Origin of the sequence: Sphingomonas mollis (assembly GCF_016427505.1) — a bacterium.
GTDB classification, from domain to species: Bacteria; Pseudomonadota; Alphaproteobacteria; order Sphingomonadales; family Sphingomonadaceae; genus Sphingomonas; species Sphingomonas mollis.
The window spans coordinates 468,174-486,463 of record NZ_JAELXS010000001.1 but is presented as its reverse complement, the minus strand read 5'-3'; the positions used below and the strand labels follow the sequence as shown (position 1 = coordinate 486,463).

Genomic DNA, 18,290 nt, shown 5'->3' with positions numbered 1-18,290 from the left:
TCGGGGTTATTGCTTGAACGGGGTCACGGCGTCCTTGCCGAATTGCATGATGAGTTCGCCCACCTCGCGCGCCTGCGTCATCGCCCGGTTGCCCTGATCGCGCAGATAGTCGCTCTGGATGCGCATCACCTCGGTGATATCTTTGGCCCGCGTGGCGGCACGCATCGCAGCGAAGGCTTCACGCGTGTTCGTCTCGACCTGATCGATGATCTTTGCGCCGATCGTCGATCCCTGCTCGGCGATCTTCTGTCCGGCTTCGTTCATCTTTTCCGCACCGGCCTTCGCCTGATCCTGAAATTCCGTCGCCATCTGGGCTCTCCTGCTTGTGATTGATGAGTCGGAAACGATCTTACGCCGATCATGATCCTTCCCTAACGATCGCGCCATATCGCCATTGCCCGCTCGTAAGCAGCGGCGGCCTTGTCGCGCATTTCCTCCAGCCGGGCGAGGTCGTCCGCCTGCCGCCGCTCCGCCTCACGCCGCTCGCGCGCCAGCGTCGCCGCGCGGCGATCGAAGGCTTGCGTCGTCTTGCGGGCATACGCGGCCGCGTCCTCGATCGCCTGTTCGGCCTGCTCCAGCTCCGCGCGATCCGGTTTTGGTAGGTTCCTGGATGTGGTTTTGGCCCGAACCTTCGGCTTTTTGTCCGCAGGCAACGCCGCCATCTGTTCGGCGGCGGACCCGCGAGAGCGACGGATGACCGTGCCGGGCGAGGCCAGCGGCTCGGCCATCAATTCGGCGTCCGTCACCTCCTCGGCGATGCCGCGGGCAAACAGGTCGCGGTCGGCGCCCCATGCCGCCAACGCCGCCTTGCGGCTGGGCGCGGCGACATAGGCGTCGTGAAAGCCGATCGGCATCCGGAAAACCTTGAGCGCACGGGCCATCGTCGAAGGAGTACGTCACCGGCCGCCGCCGTCAATCGTCCGTCTGCGACGATGATGCCGAGGTTCGATACAACCTGCCCTTTCCCCCCGCGCGCACCGCTGCTATCGCGCACGCACGCATTCGCTCATCCGACGCCCTCGCGCCCGCGCGGCCCTGCCGCCCGACGGGTGCCGTGGGACAACAGGCAAAGGACGCCCATGACCGCCATCGGCCAGGACACGCTGAACACCCGCTCCACCCTATCGGTCGGCAGCAAGACATACGACTATTACAGCCTGGCCAAGGCGGCCGAGCAGCTCGGCGACATCTCGCGCCTGCCCTTCTCGATGAAGGTGCTGCTGGAGAATTTGCTTCGCTTCGAGGACGGCGTCACCGTGACGCGCGAGGATATTCAGGCGATCGTCGACTGGCAGCAGGATGCCCGGTCGAACCGCGAGATCCAGTATCGCCCCGCGCGCGTGCTGATGCAGGATTTCACCGGCGTCCCCTGCGTCGTCGATCTGGCGGCGATGCGCGATGCCATCACCAAGCTGGGCGGCGATGCGGCCAAGATCAATCCGCAGGTGCCCGTCCATCTGGTCATCGACCATTCGGTCATGGTCGACGAGTTCGGCACGCCGAAGGCGTTCCAGGATAACGTCGATCTGGAATATCAGCGCAACATGGAGCGTTACGAGTTCCTGAAATGGGGATCGAAGGCGCTCGACAATTTCCAGGTCGTGCCGCCGGGCACGGGCATCTGCCATCAGGTGAACCTGGAATATATCGGTCAGGCGATCTGGGCATCGCAGGAGATCGGCCAGCACGCGATGGGCACGTCGGCGATCGCCTATCCGGATACGCTGGTCGGCACCGACAGCCACACGACGATGATCAACGGCCTGGGCGTGCTCGGCTGGGGCGTCGGCGGGATCGAGGCGGAGGCCGCGATGCTCGGCCAGCCGGTGTCGATGCTGATCCCCGAAGTCGTCGGCTTCAAGCTGACCGGCGAACTGGCCGAGGGCATCACCGCCACCGATCTGGTCCTCACCGTCACGCAGATGCTGCGCAAGAAGGGCGTCGTCGGCCGCTTCGTCGAGTTCTATGGTCCCGGCCTGTCGAAGATGACGCTCGCCGATCGCGCGACGATCGCCAACATGGCGCCGGAATATGGCGCGACCTGCGGGTTCTTCCCGATCGACGAGCGGACGATGGACTATATGCGCCTGACCGCGCGATCCGACGAGAACGTCGCGCTGGTCGAGGCTTACGCCAAAGCCAACGGCTTCTGGCGTGACGAGAACGCGGCGGACCCGATCTTTACCGATACGCTGGAACTCGACATGGGCACCGTCGTGCCGTCGCTGGCCGGCCCGAAGCGGCCGCAGGACAAGGTGTCGCTGAACAAGGTCGACGAGGTGTTCAACGGCGACCTGTTCAAGGTCTATCACAAGGAGCAGGCCAAGCGCGTCGCGGTCGAGGGTGCCACCCACGACATCGGCGATGGCGACGTGGTGATAGCCGCGATCACCAGCTGCACCAACACGTCGAACCCGTCGGTGCTGGTCGCCGCCGGTCTGGTCGCCCGCAAGGCGAACGCCCTCGGCCTGAAGTCGAAGCCATGGGTGAAGACGTCGCTGGCGCCAGGGTCGCAGGTCGTGACCGATTACCTCGACAAGGCGGGGCTGACCGCCGACCTGAACGCGATGGGCTTCAACCTGGTCGGCTATGGCTGCACGACCTGCATCGGCAATTCGGGGCCGCTGTCGGGTCCGATCTCGGCCGCGATCAATGAGAACGACCTCGTCGCTGCGTCGGTGCTGTCGGGCAACCGCAACTTCGAGGGCCGCGTATCGGCCGATGTGCGTGCTAACTTCCTCGCCTCGCCGCCGCTGGTGGTCGCCTATGCGATCAAGGGCAGCGTCACGACCGACATGATCGAAACGCCGCTGGGTCAGGGCAGCGACGGGCAGGACGTGTATCTGAAGGATGTGTGGCCGACCAACGACGAGGTCGCGACGGTGATGAATGCGAACATCAACGACGAGATGTTCCGCACCCGGTACGGCAACGTCTATCAGGGCGATGAGAAGTGGTCGGGCATCGAAGTCACCGGATCGGCGACCTATGCCTGGCCGGCTGCGTCGACCTATGTCGCGAACCCGCCCTATTTCGAGGGCATGGAGATGACGCCGGCACCGGTCATGGACATCATCGAGGCGAAGCCGCTGGCGATCCTGGGCGATTCCATCACCACCGACCACATCAGCCCGGCCGGTTCGATCAAGGCAGACAGCCCCGCGGGTCGCTGGCTGTCGGAGCGGCAGGTCAGCCGCGCCGACTTCAACAGCTATGGCGCGCGCCGCGGCAACGATCAGGTGATGGTGCGCGGCACCTTCGCCAATATCCGCATCCGCAACGAGATGGTGCCGGGTATCGAAGGCGGCATGACCAAGTACGAGGGCGAGGTCATGGCGATCTATGACGCCGCCATGCGCCACAAGGCGGACGGCACGCCGCTCGTCATCGTCGCGGGCAAGGAATATGGCACCGGCTCAAGCCGTGACTGGGCAGCGAAGGGCACCAACCTGCTCGGCGTGCGGGCGGTCATCACCGAGAGCTTCGAGCGTATCCACCGGTCGAACCTGGTCGGCATGGGCGTGCTGCCGCTGCAGTTTGCCGAGGGCGTGACGCGGGAGACGCTGGGTCTCGACGGATCGGAGACGTTCACGATCCACAACGTCGCGGCGATCCGTCCGCGTCAGGATGTCGAGGTCACGCTGGTCCGTGCGGACGGCAAGTCCGAGACGTTCATGACGCGCTGCCGGATCGATACCGTCAACGAGCTGGAATACTTCCTGAACGGCGGCATCCTGCAGTACGTACTGCGGAATCTGGCGGCCTGATGCAAAAATGGGGGTATGGTCGGTCGCCATACCCCCTCTTCCCGGATCGACTGCAAATCTTCTATGCGCGCGGGTCCGGATGATCGACATAGAAGACGATGCGGGGGTGATGGATGCGCGGACAGATACTCGGTGTGGATACGCGGACCGGTGACGGACTGGTTACCGGTGACGATGGTCGTCGATACATTTTCAGCCCAGCCGACTGGGCGCATCGAGGTGAGCCGACAATCGGCGCCTATGTGGACTTCGAAACCAGCGAGAATCGCGCGCTGAGCATCTGTCCGATGCCCGTCGCTGCCCCACTGACTACATCTGCACCCGTGGATGCGGTGCCTTTTAACGATCGCAACAAATATGTCGCGGCGGCGCTGGCGTTTCTGCTGGGGACGCTGGGCATCCACCGCTTTTATCTTGGGCAAACCGGATCGGCGATTGCGATGATCGTGCTCAGTTGTACGGTAATTGGATTGCTTGTGACCGGACCATTGGCGCTGATCGACACGATCCGCTACCTAATGATGTCCGACGTCGAATTCGCCAACCGATACCCGCGTAAGAACGTCTGATGCCGGTCGTCGGCATCAAACGGTAAAGCTCTCTCCGCATCCACAGGCGCCCTTGGCGTTGGGATTGGCGAACACGAAACCGGCGGTGAAGTCGTCTTCCACCCAATCCATCGTCGATCCGATCAGGTACAGGATCGATCCGCCATCGACGAACAATACCCCGCCGGGGGTTTCGATCCGCTCATCGAACGGCTTCGCCTCAGTGACGTAATCGACCGAATAGGCGAGGCCGGAGCAGCCGCGTTTGGGAGTCGACAGCTTCACGCCGATCGCGTCGCCGGGGGCGCGGGCCATCAGGTCGGCGATGCGGGCGTGCGCCGATGGGGTCAGGTTGAGCGCCGCCGGGCGGGCGCGGAGCGTGGTGGCCATCAGAGCATCCCCAATTCCAGTTTGGCGTCGTCAGACATCTTCTGCGGGTCCCATGGCGGGTCCCAGACCAGATTAACATCGGCCGTCGAAATGCCGGGAACCGAAGACACCCGCATCTCGACCTCGGCCGGCATCGATTCCGCGACGGGGCAATTGGGCGTCGTCAGCGTCATCGACACGACGGCATGGCCATTGTCCGTCACCTCGACACCGTAGATCAGGCCGAGATCGTAGATGTTGACCGGGATTTCGGGGTCGTAGATTTCCTTGAGGGAATCGACCACCGCCTCGTACAGCGCGCCGCCGGGTTCGCCGGGGGCGTCACCCTGCGGCTTCTGCGCCAGGAAGCCGGACAGGTAATCGCGTTCGCGCGGAGCGGGTGCAGCCGCCTCGACCGCATCGTCCACGCGTGCCTTGGGTGGGGGCTGGACGCCGTCCACTTCCTCGACCTCGAACCCGTTCATCCGAAAATCCTTGTTACCCGTTCCACGCCCTTGACCAGCGCCTCGACGTCCTGCGGGCCGTTATAGACGCCGAAACTCGCACGCGCGGTCGCCTCGACACCCAGCGCATCCATCAGCGGCTGCGCGCAATGGTGGCCGGCGCGAATCGCGACCTGTGCTTCGTCCAAGATGGTGCCGATGTCGTGCGGATGCACCCCCTCGATCGTAAAGCTGACGATGCCGGCGGAATCGTCCGGTCCGAGCAGGCGGACGGAGTTGATGCTGCCGAGCGCCTCGCGCGCCTGCGCCACCAGCGCGGTTTCGTGCGCGTGGATGCGGGTCAGGCCGATGTCGTCGACATAATCGATCGCGGCATGGAGGCCGAGCGCGCCGACGATATGCGGCGTCCCCGCCTCGAACCGGCCCGGCGGCGGCGCGTAGGTCGTCTTCGCGAAGGTGACGCGGTCGATCATCGACCCGCCGCCCTGCCATGGCGGCATCGCATCGAGCAGGTCGGCCCGCGCCCACAGGACGCCGAGACCGGTCGGGCCGTAGAGCTTGTGTGCCGAGAAGACATAGAAGTCGCAGCCGAGCGCGGTGACGTCCACCGGCAGGCGCGGCACCGACTGGCAGCCGTCGATAAGGATCTTCGCGCCGACACCGTGCGCCAGTTCGACCGCGCGCGGTACGTCGAGCACCGAGCCAAGGACGTTGGAGACATGGGCGAGCGCCACCAGCTTGTGCCGGTCGGTCAGCATCGTCGCCATCGCGTCGAGATCGATGCGGCCATCGGCGGTGAGCGGGCAGACGTCGATCGCGGCGCCGACGCGTTCGGCGACCATCTGCCACGGCACGATATTGCTGTGATGCTCCAGCATCGACAGCATGATGCGGTCGCCAGCCTTCAGCTGCGTACCGGCCCAGCATTGCGCGACGAGGTTGATCGCCTCGGTCGCGCCGCGGACGAAGACGCATTCCTCTGGCGAAGCCGCGCCGATGAAGCGGGCAACGCGGCCGCGCACCGCTTCATAGGCGACGGTCATGTCGGCCGAGCGGGCGTACACGCCGCGGTGCACGGTGGCGTAGGTTTCGCCGTACGCGCGGGTGATGGCATCAACGACGACCTGCGGCTTCTGCGCGGTGGCGGCGGTGTCCAGATAGGCCCAGCCCGCCGGGATCGCAGGGAAGTCGGCCAGCGCGTCGAGGGGGGCGGCGCTGCTCACAGGGCGCCGTCCAGCCATGTTTCGGCGTCCGCCGAAAACGCGGCGCGGACGGTATTGTCGCCGATCCGGTCGAGCGCGTCGGCCACGAAGGCGGTCGTCAGCAACGCCTGTGCGCGGGCATGGGGGATGCCGCGGCTCTGCATGTAGAACAGGGCGCGGGCATCCAGTTCGCCGACCGTGGCGCCGTGGGCGCACTTCACGTCGTCGGCGAAGATTTCCAGTTCCGGCTTCAGGTTCACCGTCGCGGTACGCTTCAGGAGCAGGCCGCGAAGCGACTGGACGCCGTCGGTCTTCTGCGCGTCGCGCGCGACCTCGACACGGGCGGCGAGGCTGGCGGTCGAACGATCGGCGGCGACTGCACGCCAGACCTGCTGGCTGCTGCCATGGGGTTCGGCATGGCGGACGGCGACCGCGCATTCCTGACGCTGGTCGCCGGCGGTGAGGAGCGCGCCGCCGTAGTCGGCGAAGGCACCCGCGCCTGCGACGATGGTCGCATCGATGCGGGTGCCGGCCTGACCGGCACCGAGGAAGATGGTGACGAGGCTGGCTCCGGTGCCCAGTGCGGCGTCTTCGCGCAAGCTGGTGAAGCCACCCGCCTGCAACAGGCGGACCGAGCGCATCAGCCGGGCGGTGGCGCCGAGCGTGACGCGAAGGTAGCGGTTGGCCCAGCCGGCGCCGACATAGGTCTCGACGACCTGCGCGACGGCATCGTCGGCGAGGACGATCTCGGACGGCAGATGATTGGCGCCGCCGGTGGAGATGTGGACGATCTGTACCGGGTGTGCGGCGGCATCGGTATCGAGATGCAGCGACCAGCCGGGGCCGGTGGCGCGCTGGCCGAGTGCGTGGTCGCCGGCCTCGATCGACCGCAGCGTGACGCGGTCGAGCGTGCTGGCGGCCTGATCGACCACGCCGTCACGCACGACGATGCGAGCGCCGGGAAGATCGATCCACCAGTCGGCGGCGTTCTCGGTCGCGTCGGACCATGGCAATGAGGCGGCGGCGGCGATCGCCTCCGGATCAGCCCAACGCCATTCTTCCTCACGGGTTGAGGGCAGTTCGATCAGGCTCACGCCGTCACCTGCGCATAGCCCTCGCGCTCCAGTTCGTGCGCGAGGTCGGCACCGCCGGAGCGGACGATGCGGCCGTCGGCGAGGACGTGGACGACATCGGGCTGCACGTAATCGAGCAGGCGCTGGTAATGGGTAATGAGCAGCACCGCCTTGTCGGGCGCGCGCATGATGCGGTTGATGCCGTCGCCGACGATGCGGAGCGCATCGATGTCGAGGCCGGAATCGGTTTCGTCGAGGATCGCGAACCTGGGGTTCACGATGCCCATCTGGACCATCTCGTTGCGCTTCTTCTCGCCGCCGGAAAAGCCGACATTGACGGGACGCTTCAGCATCTCGGCATCCATGTCGAGCTTGCGGGCTTCCTCGCGCGCCAGCTTCAGGAATTCGGCACCGGACAGCGGCTTTTCCTCGCGGGTCGCGCGTTGGGCGTTCAGGGCCTCGCGGAGGAACTGCACGTTGCTGACGCCGGGGATTTCGACCGGGTACTGGAAGCCGAGGAACACGCCGGCGGCGGCGCGCTGGTGCGGTTCCAGTTCCAGCAGGTCCTGACCGTTGAAGGTGATCGAGCCGGCGGTGACTTCGTAGCCGGGGCGACCACCGAGGACATAGCCGAGCGTCGACTTGCCGGCGCCGTTCGGCCCCATGATCGCATGGATCTCGCCCGCGTTGACGGTCAGGGACAGGCCCTTGAGGATTTCCTTGCCGTCGATTTCGGCGTGGAGGTTTTCAATCTTGAGCATCAGTTTACTTGCCCGCTTTTTCGCGTGAAATCCATATTGTCGAGAATACCAGAGTACTCGCTTGCTACCTTGGCTACAGCCGGAAGGTCATTTGCGATAGCTCGGATGGGACGAAGTCCAAACCTTGCCTGAGCGCCCGCCTCATGAAGGTTCTCAATTATGCTTCGGGCATTACGCAAAATCTTTTCAGCAATCTCATTCGGACCAAGCACGCTCGCAAACTTACTGCTTTCATTGACGTTAAAATCGGCGCGCTGTTCGATTCGCTCGAACCGAGTGAGTAGAGCGTCAACTTCTCGCTCGACCTTCTCTTTCGTGGGAAAGAGCATTACCCCACACTCCCCTCAAGACTGATCCCCAACAGCTTCTGCGCCTCGACCGCGAATTCCATCGGCAGTTGCTTCAGCACTTCACGGGCAAAACCGTTGACGATCAGGGCGACGGCGGCTTCCTGATCGAGGCCGCGGGACATGGCGTAGAACAGCTGGTCCTCGCTGATCTTCGACGTGGTCGCCTCATGCTCGATCTGCGCGCTGGGGTTGCGGATTTCGATGTACGGGATGGTGTGGGCGCCGCACTGGTCGCCCAGCAACAGGCTGTCGCACTGGGTGAAGTTGCGGACGCCCTCTGCCGTGGGAGCGACGCGGACAAGGCCGCGATAGGTGTTGTCGCTGCGGCCGGCGCTGATCCCCTTCGACACGATCGTGGATCGCGTGTTCTTGCCAAGATGGATCATCTTGGTGCCGGTATCCGCCTGCTGCCGGTTGTTCGTCACCGCGACCGAGTAGAATTCGCCGACGCTGCCGTCGCCAGCGAGCACGCAGCTCGGGTATTTCCAGGTGATTGCGGAGCCGGTTTCGACCTGCGTCCACGATACCTTGCTGTTCCTGCCCTGACACAGCGCGCGCTTGGTCACGAAGTTATAGATGCCGCCGACACCGTTCTCGTCGCCCGGATACCAGTTCTGGACGGTCGAATATTTGATCTCGGCATCGTCGAGCGCGACCAGTTCCACCACGGCGGCGTGGAGCTGGTTCTCGTCGCGCATCGGGGCGGTGCAGCCCTCCAGATACGAGACGTAGCTGCCCTTGTCGGCGACGATCAGCGTGCGTTCGAACTGGCCGGTATTCTCGGCATTTATACGGAAATAGGTCGACAACTCCATCGGGCAGCGGACGCCCTCTGGAATGTAGACGAACGTGCCGTCGCTGAAGACGGCGGAGTTCAACGTGGCGAAATAATTATCGCGCTGCGGCACGACCTTGCCCAGCCATTTGCGGACGAGATCGGGATATTCCTTGATGGCTTCCGAGATCGACCGGAAGATGACGCCGGCGGCCTCCAGTTCCTTGCGGAAGGTGGTGGCGACCGAGACGCTGTCGAACACCGCGTCCACGGCAACGCGGCGCTTGGGCTGGCCGTCCGCGTCCAGTTCCTCGACGCCGGCGAGCATCTTCTGCTCGGCGATCGGGATGCCGAGCTTTTCGTAAACGCGAAGGATTTCGGGATCGACCTCGTCCAGCGAACCGAGCTTCGGCTTCGCCTTGGGCTCGGCGTAGTAATAGGCGTCCTGATAATCGATCGGGGGCACGTTCATCTTGGCCCAGTCCGGGGCCGCCATCGTTTGCCACAGGCGAAACGCCTTCAATCGCCAGTCGAGCATCCAGACGGGCTCGCCCTTCTTGGCGGAGATGTAGCGGACGGTGTCTTCGGACAGGCCCTTGGGCGCGAATTCCTGTTCGATGTCCGAGGAGAAACCCCACTCGTACGTCTTCGATACGGCCGCATAGGCCTCGGCGTTCTTGGTCGCCATCACGCGATCTCCGCAATCTTGGTCTGGTGCCCGACCGGGGCTTTGACATCATGGGCGAGGTGGGCGAGGCTGACCCCCGCCAGTGCACCGCGAACGGCGGCGTTGACGATATTCCAATGCGGTTTCACGCGGCAGCTTCCCTCGATGGCGCAGTCATGGCGCGCCTCATCCACACAGGTCGTGAGCGCGATCGGCCCCTCCACCGCCTCGATCACATCGGCAAGGCTGATCGACGACGGCGGGCGCGACAGGCGGAAACCGCCGCCGGTGCCGCGTGCGCTTTCCAGCAGGCCGGCAGCGCTGAGGCGGCTGACGAGCTTTTGCGCGGTCGGCAGCGGCACGCCGGTTTCCTCCGCGAGCAACGTCGCGTTCAGCCGACCCGCGCCGCCGCAATGGCGCGCGGCGGCGGTCATCATGACGACCGCGTAATCGGCGAGGGAAGAGAGACGCATGAGGCAATCGGACCAATCTGTTCGGATTGCAGATGGTGCAGCGCGGGGTGCGGATCAACCGCTATCTTTGCTAACGACTCGCAAGGGGCGGTGTGGGGAGGAAGAAGATTTGTTCGCGCGGAGGCGCGGAGAAGAAGAAAGACGAGATGATTGCGCTGCGCGCGGCATCCAGCGCCGCAGGCAGCTATTCATTCCCTGGCCGGATCACGGACGCTGCCGACAGCCGCGCGCCCCGCCGCCCTTCTTCTCCGCGCCTCCGCGCCTCCGCGCGAACAAACCTTCTTTGACCCTCGCCCCACACCACGGCAAAGGCGACGGCATGGCCATCTATCATCCCCTGCTCTTCTCGCTCGATGCCGAGCGCGCGCATAACCTGACCGTGAAGGCGTTGGCGGCGTGGGGACGGGTGGGAACGCCGCTGGGGCGGGACGCAGCGGCGTATCCCCGGCTGGCGACGCGGGTGGCGGGGATCGATTTCGCCAATCCGGTCGGGCTGGCGGCGGGGGTCGACAAGAACGGCGAGGCGATTGCGGGGTTTTTCGGGCTGGGCTTCGGATCGGTCGAGATCGGGACGCTGACGCCGCGGCCACAGCCGGGCAATCCGAAGCCGCGACTATTCCGTCTGGTCGAGGACCGGGCGGTGGTGAACCGTTATGGCTTCAACAACGACGGGCTGGCGGCCGGGCTGGCGCGCGCGAAGACGGCGAGACGTGCAGGTGTGCTGGGCATCAATGTCGGCGCTAACAAGGATTCGACCGACCGCGTGGCGGATTACGCGGCGGGCGTGGCGGCGGCGGCGCCGCTGGCGGATTATGTGACGATCAACATCAGTTCGCCCAACACGCCGGGCCTGCGCGATCTGCAGGCGCAGCCGATGCTGGGCGAATTGCTGGCGGCGTCGCGCGCGGCGGCGGGGGTGACGCCGCTGTTCCTGAAGGTCGCGCCCGATCTGGATCGGGCCGGCATGGCGGTGGTGGCGCGGGCGGCGATCGATGCGCGGCTGGATGCGCTGATCGTCGGCAACACCACGATCTCGCGGCCCGCGGATTTGCGGTCGGGGGCGGCGGGCGAGACGGGCGGGCTGTCGGGCGCTCCGCTGGCCCCGCTGGCACGGGCGGCACTGGTCGAGGCACGGGCGGCGACGGGTGGGGCAATCCCGCTGATCGCGGTCGGGGGGATCGCCAGCGGTGAGGAAGCCTATGCGCGCATTCGGGCGGGAGCAAGCATGGTGCAACTGTACACCGCACTCGCCTATGAGGGGCCGGGGTTGCCGGGGCGGATGCTGCGCGATCTGGATGCGCTGTTGCTGCGTGACGGCTTTGCCGGCGTGGCGGACGCGGTCGGGTAACGGCTTGTAGGGCGCGCGGATGCCGTTACGGTTCGGCGCCATGAAGAAACTGCTCGTCGTCGCCGCGTTCCTGCTCCCCTGCCCCGTGCTGGCGCAGGGCGTCGTCACCTCCGCCGATCCACGCGCGACCGAGGCGGGACAGGAAATCCTTCGCCAGGGCGGCAGCGCGACCGATGCGGCGATGGCGATGATGCTGGCGCTGACCGTGGTGGAGCCGCAGTCGTCGGGGATCGGCGGTGGCGGCTTTCTGGTCCATAACGACGGGCGCACCGGCAAGATCGACACGATCGACGGGCGCGAGACCGCACCGGCGGCGGCGAGCCGTACGCGCTGGCTGAACCCGGATGGCACCGCGATGCCGTTCGGCCAGGCGTTTCCGGGCGGCAAGTCGGTCGGCGTACCCGGCAATATCCGGCTGATGGCGATGGCCGAGAAGAAATGGGGCAAGCTGCCTTGGGCAGCGCTGTTCCAGCCGGCGATCCGGCTGGCCGAACAGGGTTATGCCGCGACCGCGCCGATGGACCGGGCGGTGAAGACGGTCGCGCCCCTGTGGAAGCAGTTCGACGACACGCGGATGCTGTACGGTGAGGTGCGGATCGGCGAGACGGTGAAGAACCCGCGGCTGGCAGCGACGCTCAGGATGCTGGCCGACAAGGGGCCGGATGCATTCTACACCGGCGACAATGCCAGGGAACTGCTGCGCGTCGCGACCGAAAGCCGCGTCGCGCCGAGCGACATGACCGCTGCCGATCTGCTGGCGTACAAGGCGAAGGAACGGCCGGCGGTCTGCGGGTCCTATCGCGGTTATCGCGTGTGCGGGATGGGACCGCCCTCGTCCGGCGGGATCACCGTGTTGCAGGTGCTGGGCATGCTGGAACGGTTCGACCTGAAAAAGCTGGGCAAGGATTCGCCTGTCGCGTGGCACCTGATCGGCGAGGCGATGCAACTGGCCTATGCCGACCGCGACAAATATCTGGGCGATCCGGACTTCATCGCCAATCCGGTGACGGGGATGATCGACCGGGGGTATCTGCGCCGTCGGTCGGCGTCGATCTCGCCGACGAAGACGTTGGGGACTTACACGGCGGGGACGCCCACGGGCGCGGGCAAGCGGACAGCGGCAATGTCGTCGGAAGTGCCGGCGACGACGCATTTCGTGGCGGTCGACAAAGCGGGCGACATCGTGACGATGACCTCTACCGTGGAGGGGCCATTCGGCAGCCAACTGATCGCCAACGGTTACGTCCTGAACAACGAACTGACCGATTTCACCTTCTCCCCCGAAAAGGACGGCGCGCCTGTGGCGAACCGGGTCGAGGGCGGCAAGCGGCCGCTGTCGTCGATGTCGCCGACGATCGTGTACGACAAGGCGGGCAAGCCGGTCTTCGCGGTCGGCGCGGCGGGCGGGCGGACGATCATCATGCAGGTCGCCAAGGCGCTGATCGCCCATTTCGACTGGGGCCTGCCGGCGCGGGCGGCACTGGGCGAGCCGCAATTGTTCTTCAACCGCGACGGGCTGGTCGTGGAGGCAGGCACGCGGCTGGTGGCGATGCAGCCGGCGCTGGAGAAGCTGGGCCACAAGGTGACCGTCGGTCGCCTGCCGCTGAAGGCGAACGCGGCGGAGCGGACCGCGACGGGATGGGTCGGGGCGGCCGATCCGCGTAGCGTGGGTACGGCACTGAACGATTGATCGACGTCTGAAAAGGACGCCTGAAGGAGAGACGATGCGGACGCTGGAACATTTCCCCAATCTGGTGACGATGTTCTTCACCCGTGCGCGCGAAAAGGGCGACGCGCCGTTCCTGTGGACGAAGAAGGACGGGCGCTGGCAATCGACCAGTTGGGCAGAGGCGGCGCGACAGGTCGCCAGCCTTGCCACCGGGCTGAAGGCGATCGGCATGAAGCGCGGCGACCGGGTGATGCTGGTCAGCGAGAACCGGCCGGAATGGTGCATCGCCGATCTGGGCATCATGGCGGCGGGTTGCGTGACGGTGCCGACCTACATCACCAATACCGAACGCGATCACATGCATATCCTGGAAAATTCCGGCGCATGCGGGATCATCGTATCGACCGCCAGGCTGGCCAAGGTGCTGCTGCCCGCAGTGCTGCGATCCAATCAGGGGCAGACGGTGATCGGCATCGACGAGATGCGCGCACCGGCGGGGAGCATCGACTTCCACGACTGGGCGACGCTGATCGCGCAGCACCCCGCCGATCCCGGGACGGTGGCGGCATCGGTGGCGGACGTCGGGCGCGGCGATCTGGCATGCATCATCTACACCAGTGGAACCGGCGGCGCGCCGCGCGGGGTGATGCAGCATCACGGCGCGATCCTGCACAACGTCAACGGCTGCTGCACCGTCATCTCCGAGGATTTCGGCTGGGATGACGAGGTGTTCCTGTCGTTCCTCCCCCTCTCCCACGCGTATGAACATAGTGGCGGGCAGTTCTTCCCGATCGGCCTCGGCGGGCAGATCTATTATTCGGAAGGGCTGGAGAAGCTGGCCGCGAATATCGAGGAGGTGCGCCCGACGATCATGGTCGTGGTGCCCCGCCTGTTCGAGGTGTTGCGGACGCGGATCGCGAAGACGATCGCCAAACAGGGCGGCCTGCCCGAACGGCTGCTCGACCGGGCGCTCGATCTGGGGATGCGGCGGTACGAAGGGCGGTTGCGCTTGGTCGACCGGCCGATCCAGCTGGCGATCAATGTGCTGTTCAAGCCGAAGATCGCGAAGAAATTCGGCGGGCGGCTGAAGGCGATGGTGTCGGGCGGCGCGCCGTTGAACCCGGAGATCGGCGTGTTCTTCGAATCGCTCGGACTGACGTTCCTGCAAGGCTATGGACAGACGGAGGCGGCGCCGGTGATCTCCTGCAACCGGCCGGCGGCGGGGATACGGATGGACTCGGTCGGACCGCCGCTGCCGAATACGGAGGTGCGGATCGCCGACGATGGCGAGATTCTGGTGCGCGGCGAACTGGTGATGCATGGATACTGGCGCAACGAGGGCGAGACGGCGCGGGTACTGAAGGACGGCTGGCTGCACACCGGCGACATCGGCGAGATCGATGCAGGCGGACGGATCAGGATCACCGACCGCAAGAAGGACCTCATCATCAACGACAAGGGCGACAATGTCGCGCCGCAGAAGGTCGAGGGCATGCTGACTCTGCAACCCGAGATCGGGCAGGCGATGATCTTCGGCGACCGACGGCCGTACATGGTCGCGCTGCTGGTGCCGGACCCGGAATGGACGCAGGAATGGTGCGCGCGGGGTGGCGGGAAGTGCGACTTCCGCACGCTGACCGACGACCTCGATTATCGCGCCGCGCTGTCGGCGGCGGTGGAGCGGGTGAACAAGGACCTGTCGGTGACGGAGCGCGTCCGCCGCTTCGTGCTGGCGGACGGGCCATTCACGATCGAGAACGAACAATTGACGCCGAGCCTGAAGATCAGGCGGCATGTGATCCGGCAGGTTTATGGCGAGCGGCTGGAGGGATTGTACCGGTAGGAACGGTGCCGCCGCGCCCGGCAGCGGCACCGACATTCGATTATTTCGCCGCGACCGCCCCGACCTTGTCCTTCGGCACCACCGCCAGCGTCCAGTCGGTATCCGGCCGCAGATAGCGGGCGGCGAGCGCTTGGATTTCGGCGGGCGTGGCGCTCATCAGATCGGTGCCCAGCGAGCGCACCGCCGCCAGCCGGCGCGGGTCGAGCGTGCCGCCGCCCATCTGGGACAACCAGAACTGGCTGGAAGTCGAGGCGCGCATCAGTTGCTGCGCCATCGGCTTCACCGTGCGCTCCAGCTCGTCGGCGCCGACCGGGTTCTTCGCCAGATCGGCCGCGATCTCGCGCGACAGGCGGAAGAACATCGCGACATTGTCGGGCGACACCTGACCGATGGCGACGAGGCGGCCGCCGGCGGTCATGCCCATCGGCCATTGGCTTTGCACCGAAGGGCTGTAGCTGGCGCCCGATTCCTGCCGCAACCGCTCGAACAGGCGATCGGAGAACAACTGCGCGAGCACATCGAGCTGGCGGCTGGTGCGGATTTCGGCGACGCCGCCGGCGGTCGGCCAGGCGATCACCGCTGCGGCCTGCGTATCGGGGCCGTCATGCGTGCGGATCACCGGCGTCGCGACGTGCGCGGGAAAGCGGACGACGGGTGCCGGCGGCGCGGCGGCCGTCCGCGGCTTCATCGCGCCGAACGTATCGCCGACCGCGGCGATCGCCTCGTCGGTCTTCACGTCGCCGAAGACCATCACCTCGATCGGCCCTTCGGCCAGCAGCGGTTGCCAGAGATGGCGGAAGTTCTTGGGCGTCAACGCGGCGATCTGGGCCGGCGTCGGCGTCGTCCAGCGGGGATCGCCGTCGCGCAGCAATCCTTCCAGATCGCGACCGAGCACGCCGGACGGTGAAGCGCCATAGCCGGCCTGCGCCGCCTGTGCGCCGGCCCGTGCGCGGGCGATGGGTGCCGGGTCCCAGCCGGGGACCGCCAGCTTGGCCGCCATCAGCTTCAGCTGGTCCTTGTAATCGGCCGGCGAGGTCATCGCCGCCAGCATGAAAGCGTCGTCGTCGATCCCGAAATCAAGGCCGATGCGCCGGCCCGACGACAATTGTTCGAGATCGCCTTGATCGAGCTTGCCGACGCCGCTGGCGACCAGCGCGCTGTCGGCTGCCCATGCCGGGCTGGGCTTGTCGGCGGGCAAGGCACCATAACCGCCGCCGAAGCGGGTGCGGACATAGACGCGGCCGGTTTCGGACGGGTTGGCGAACACCAGCAGGCGAACGCCGTTGGCGAACGTGACCTGTTCGACGCCGATATCGGCCATCGCGCTGCGCGCGACGACCTTGCCCGGCGTGCCGAGCGACGGCAGGCTGGCGAAATCGACCGACGACTGGACGCGCCGCTTGCCGGCGAGGCCGGTGACGTCCGCCTTCAGCGCGGCGTCCAGCTTGGCGGCGACGCCGGTTTCGGGGGTCGGCGTATTGACGATCGCCCGGGTGGCATCGCCCTGGAAGATGCGGCGCGTGGCGGCCAGCACCGTTTCGGGCGTGAACATCTTCTTGGCGCGCGCATCCTTGAAGATTTCATAGGACGTAGCGGGCGAGGTCACGGTTTCGCGGATGTCCAGCGCCTCGGCCATGTCGTCCGCCTGCTTGCCGCCGGCCTCGACGCGGGAAGTTTCGACGATGGTACGCAGGACGGTATCGTAATCGGCCAGTTCGCGGTCGATCTCCCCCTGCGTCGGGGCGGTGGCCATCGCATCGGCGGCGACGGCGCGCACGTCCTTCAACGCGGCGGCCCATTGATCGCCGACCGGCACGATGGTGGTGAAGGTGCCGTTGGCGGACCGTTCCTCGTCGTTCAGCGACACGGAGGCCTGCAGGAACGATCCGCCGCTGCGCGCGCGCTGTTCCAGCCGGCGGCTGACGAGGCGCGAGGCGACGGTGTCGACCATTCGCTTCTGGTTGAAGATCACGGTGTCGGCATTGAACTGCCACGGGCGCAGCACGGCGGTGGCGACGATCGACGGCAGGCCGGGTTCGACCAGCGTGGCGGTGGCGGGTTTCGTCGGATCAGGCTTGCCGAAATCGGGATCGGCGGGGTTGGGGCCGATCGGCTGCCAGCCGGCGAAATGCTTGACGATCAGGCGCGAGAACAGCGCCGGGTCCATATCGCCGGAAATGATGACGACGGCACGGCTGGGGCGATACCAGCGATCGTGGAATGCCTTGATGGTCGCGCCGTTAGCCGCGAGCAGCGTCCTTTCGGTGCCGATCGGCGAGCGTTCGGCCAGCCGCTGGCCGGCGAAGAACGTCTCGCGCAGCGCATCCTGGAACTTCACCTGCGGGCCCGGCTGTTCGCGGCGTTCGGCCAGCACGATCGGGCGCTCGGCACCGACCGATGCGTCGGACAGGATCGGCGCGGCCATCATGCCCGACAGGATGTGGAGCGATTCGTCCAGCCCCGCCTCGGTCGCGGAGGGCAGGTCGAGTTTATAGAGCGTCTGCGTCGGCGTAGTCTGCGCATTGGAATCGGAGCCGAAGGTGGCGCCCAGCCGCTGCCACACCCGCTTCGCCTCGCCATCGGGGACATAGGCGGAGGAGCGGAAGCTCAGATGCTCGATGAAATGGGCAAAGCCGCGCTCGCTGTCGGTTTCGTGCAGCGAGCCGACATCCATCGCGACGCGGACCGACACCTGACCGGGCGGCACCCCATTCTTGCGGACCGCGAAGCGCAGGCCGTTGGGCAGCGTACCGAAGCTCCATTCGGGATCGGGCGCGATGTCGCTGCCCTTGTACAGCCACGCGCTGGTATCGACCGGCACCGGCGCGGCCGCCGCGACGGCGGCGGCCGGCGGTTTGGGCCGGGCGGCGGGACGGGACTGGCCGGCGAGCGACGTGGTCGACAGCAGCAGAAGGGAAAGAGCGGAAACGCGGAACGCGCGCGGGAAAAACGCCATGGAGCGCCATGTAGCGATCCCGGCG

At 66.2% G+C, this 18,290-nt stretch carries 16 protein-coding genes; 5 read left to right on the top strand and 11 right to left on the bottom strand.

Annotated features, from left to right (window positions below):
- Window positions 1-6: 6 nt before the first annotated feature.
- Together JAO74_RS02200 and JAO74_RS02195 are read right to left on the bottom strand one after the other, a co-directional pair.
- Complete coding sequence (locus JAO74_RS02200) at window positions 7-309, bottom strand: phasin family protein (RefSeq protein ID WP_233150554.1); 303 nt, start codon at window positions 307-309, stop codon at window positions 7-9.
- Between the two features lie 62 nt (window positions 310-371).
- Window positions 372-881, bottom strand: a complete 510-nt coding sequence (locus JAO74_RS02195; RefSeq protein ID WP_199034576.1) for a hypothetical protein — start codon at window positions 879-881, stop codon at window positions 372-374.
- A gap of 198 nt (window positions 882-1,079) precedes the next feature.
- On the opposite strand from JAO74_RS02195, the gene acnA reads away from it, so the two are divergent.
- The gene (acnA, locus tag JAO74_RS02190; protein WP_199034575.1) at window positions 1,080-3,767 is read left to right on the top strand and encodes an aconitate hydratase AcnA; all 2,688 of its coding nucleotides are present in this window, start codon (window positions 1,080-1,082) and stop codon (window positions 3,765-3,767) included.
- Window positions 3,768-3,880: 113 nt separating this feature from the next.
- Window positions 3,881-4,336 carry a TM2 domain-containing protein gene (locus tag JAO74_RS02185; protein WP_199034574.1) on the top strand — a complete coding sequence of 152 codons (456 nt, stop codon included), beginning with the start codon at window positions 3,881-3,883 and terminating at the stop codon, window positions 4,334-4,336.
- Between the two features lie 15 nt (window positions 4,337-4,351).
- Here the strand turns inward: JAO74_RS02185 and JAO74_RS02180 are convergent, their stop codons facing one another.
- From JAO74_RS02180 to JAO74_RS02145, 8 genes are read right to left on the bottom strand one after another with little or no spacing between them, the layout of a single operon-like run.
- Entirely contained in the window at window positions 4,352-4,705 is a 354-nt protein-coding gene (locus JAO74_RS02180; protein ID WP_199034573.1) for a HesB/IscA family protein, read from the bottom strand.
- Entirely contained in the window at window positions 4,705-5,169 is a 465-nt protein-coding gene (locus JAO74_RS02175; protein WP_199034572.1) for an SUF system Fe-S cluster assembly protein, read from the bottom strand. The genes JAO74_RS02180 and JAO74_RS02175 overlap by 1 nt, the downstream gene beginning before the upstream one ends.
- The gene (locus tag JAO74_RS02170) at window positions 5,166-6,389 is read right to left on the bottom strand and encodes an aminotransferase class V-fold PLP-dependent enzyme (RefSeq protein WP_199034571.1); all 1,224 of its coding nucleotides are present in this window, start codon (window positions 6,387-6,389) and stop codon (window positions 5,166-5,168) included. Before JAO74_RS02170 ends, JAO74_RS02175 begins: the two co-directional genes overlap by 4 nt.
- A complete protein-coding gene (locus JAO74_RS02165) occupies window positions 6,368-7,444 on the bottom strand; it encodes a SufD family Fe-S cluster assembly protein (RefSeq protein WP_199034569.1) in 1,077 nt (358 codons plus the stop codon). The genes JAO74_RS02170 and JAO74_RS02165 overlap by 22 nt, the downstream gene beginning before the upstream one ends.
- The gene (gene sufC / locus JAO74_RS02160; RefSeq protein ID WP_199034567.1) at window positions 7,441-8,184 is read right to left on the bottom strand and encodes a Fe-S cluster assembly ATPase SufC; all 744 of its coding nucleotides are present in this window, start codon (window positions 8,182-8,184) and stop codon (window positions 7,441-7,443) included. Before sufC ends, JAO74_RS02165 begins: the two co-directional genes overlap by 4 nt.
- Window positions 8,184-8,513 (bottom strand): hypothetical protein, encoded by a 330-nt coding sequence (locus JAO74_RS02155; RefSeq protein ID WP_199034565.1) that lies wholly within the window; start codon window positions 8,511-8,513, stop codon window positions 8,184-8,186. Before JAO74_RS02155 ends, sufC begins: the two co-directional genes overlap by 1 nt.
- Entirely contained in the window at window positions 8,513-9,997 is a 1,485-nt protein-coding gene (gene sufB / locus JAO74_RS02150; RefSeq protein WP_199034563.1) for a Fe-S cluster assembly protein SufB, read from the bottom strand. Before sufB ends, JAO74_RS02155 begins: the two co-directional genes overlap by 1 nt.
- Window positions 9,997-10,449, bottom strand: a complete 453-nt coding sequence (locus JAO74_RS02145) for an SUF system Fe-S cluster assembly regulator (protein WP_199034560.1) — start codon at window positions 10,447-10,449, stop codon at window positions 9,997-9,999. The genes sufB and JAO74_RS02145 overlap by 1 nt, the downstream gene beginning before the upstream one ends.
- Window positions 10,450-10,768: 319 nt before the next feature.
- Between JAO74_RS02145 and JAO74_RS02140 the strand changes: the two genes are divergently transcribed.
- From JAO74_RS02140 to JAO74_RS02130, 3 genes are read left to right on the top strand one after another with little or no spacing between them, the layout of a single operon-like run.
- Window positions 10,769-11,797, top strand: a complete 1,029-nt coding sequence (locus tag JAO74_RS02140; RefSeq protein WP_199034558.1) for a quinone-dependent dihydroorotate dehydrogenase — start codon at window positions 10,769-10,771, stop codon at window positions 11,795-11,797.
- A 40-nt stretch (window positions 11,798-11,837) separates the two neighbouring features.
- Window positions 11,838-13,487: a gamma-glutamyltransferase gene (gene ggt / locus JAO74_RS02135; protein WP_233150553.1), complete on the top strand. Its 1,650-nt coding sequence runs from the start codon at window positions 11,838-11,840 to the stop codon at window positions 13,485-13,487.
- 34 nt (window positions 13,488-13,521) lie between these two features.
- Entirely contained in the window at window positions 13,522-15,309 is a 1,788-nt protein-coding gene (locus JAO74_RS02130; RefSeq protein WP_199034554.1) for an AMP-dependent synthetase/ligase, read from the top strand.
- Window positions 15,310-15,349: 40 nt separating this feature from the next.
- On the opposite strand, the gene JAO74_RS02125 is transcribed toward JAO74_RS02130, so the two are convergent.
- The gene (locus JAO74_RS02125) at window positions 15,350-18,265 is read right to left on the bottom strand and encodes a M16 family metallopeptidase (protein ID WP_199034552.1); all 2,916 of its coding nucleotides are present in this window, start codon (window positions 18,263-18,265) and stop codon (window positions 15,350-15,352) included.
- Window positions 18,266-18,290: the final 25 nt, after the last annotated feature.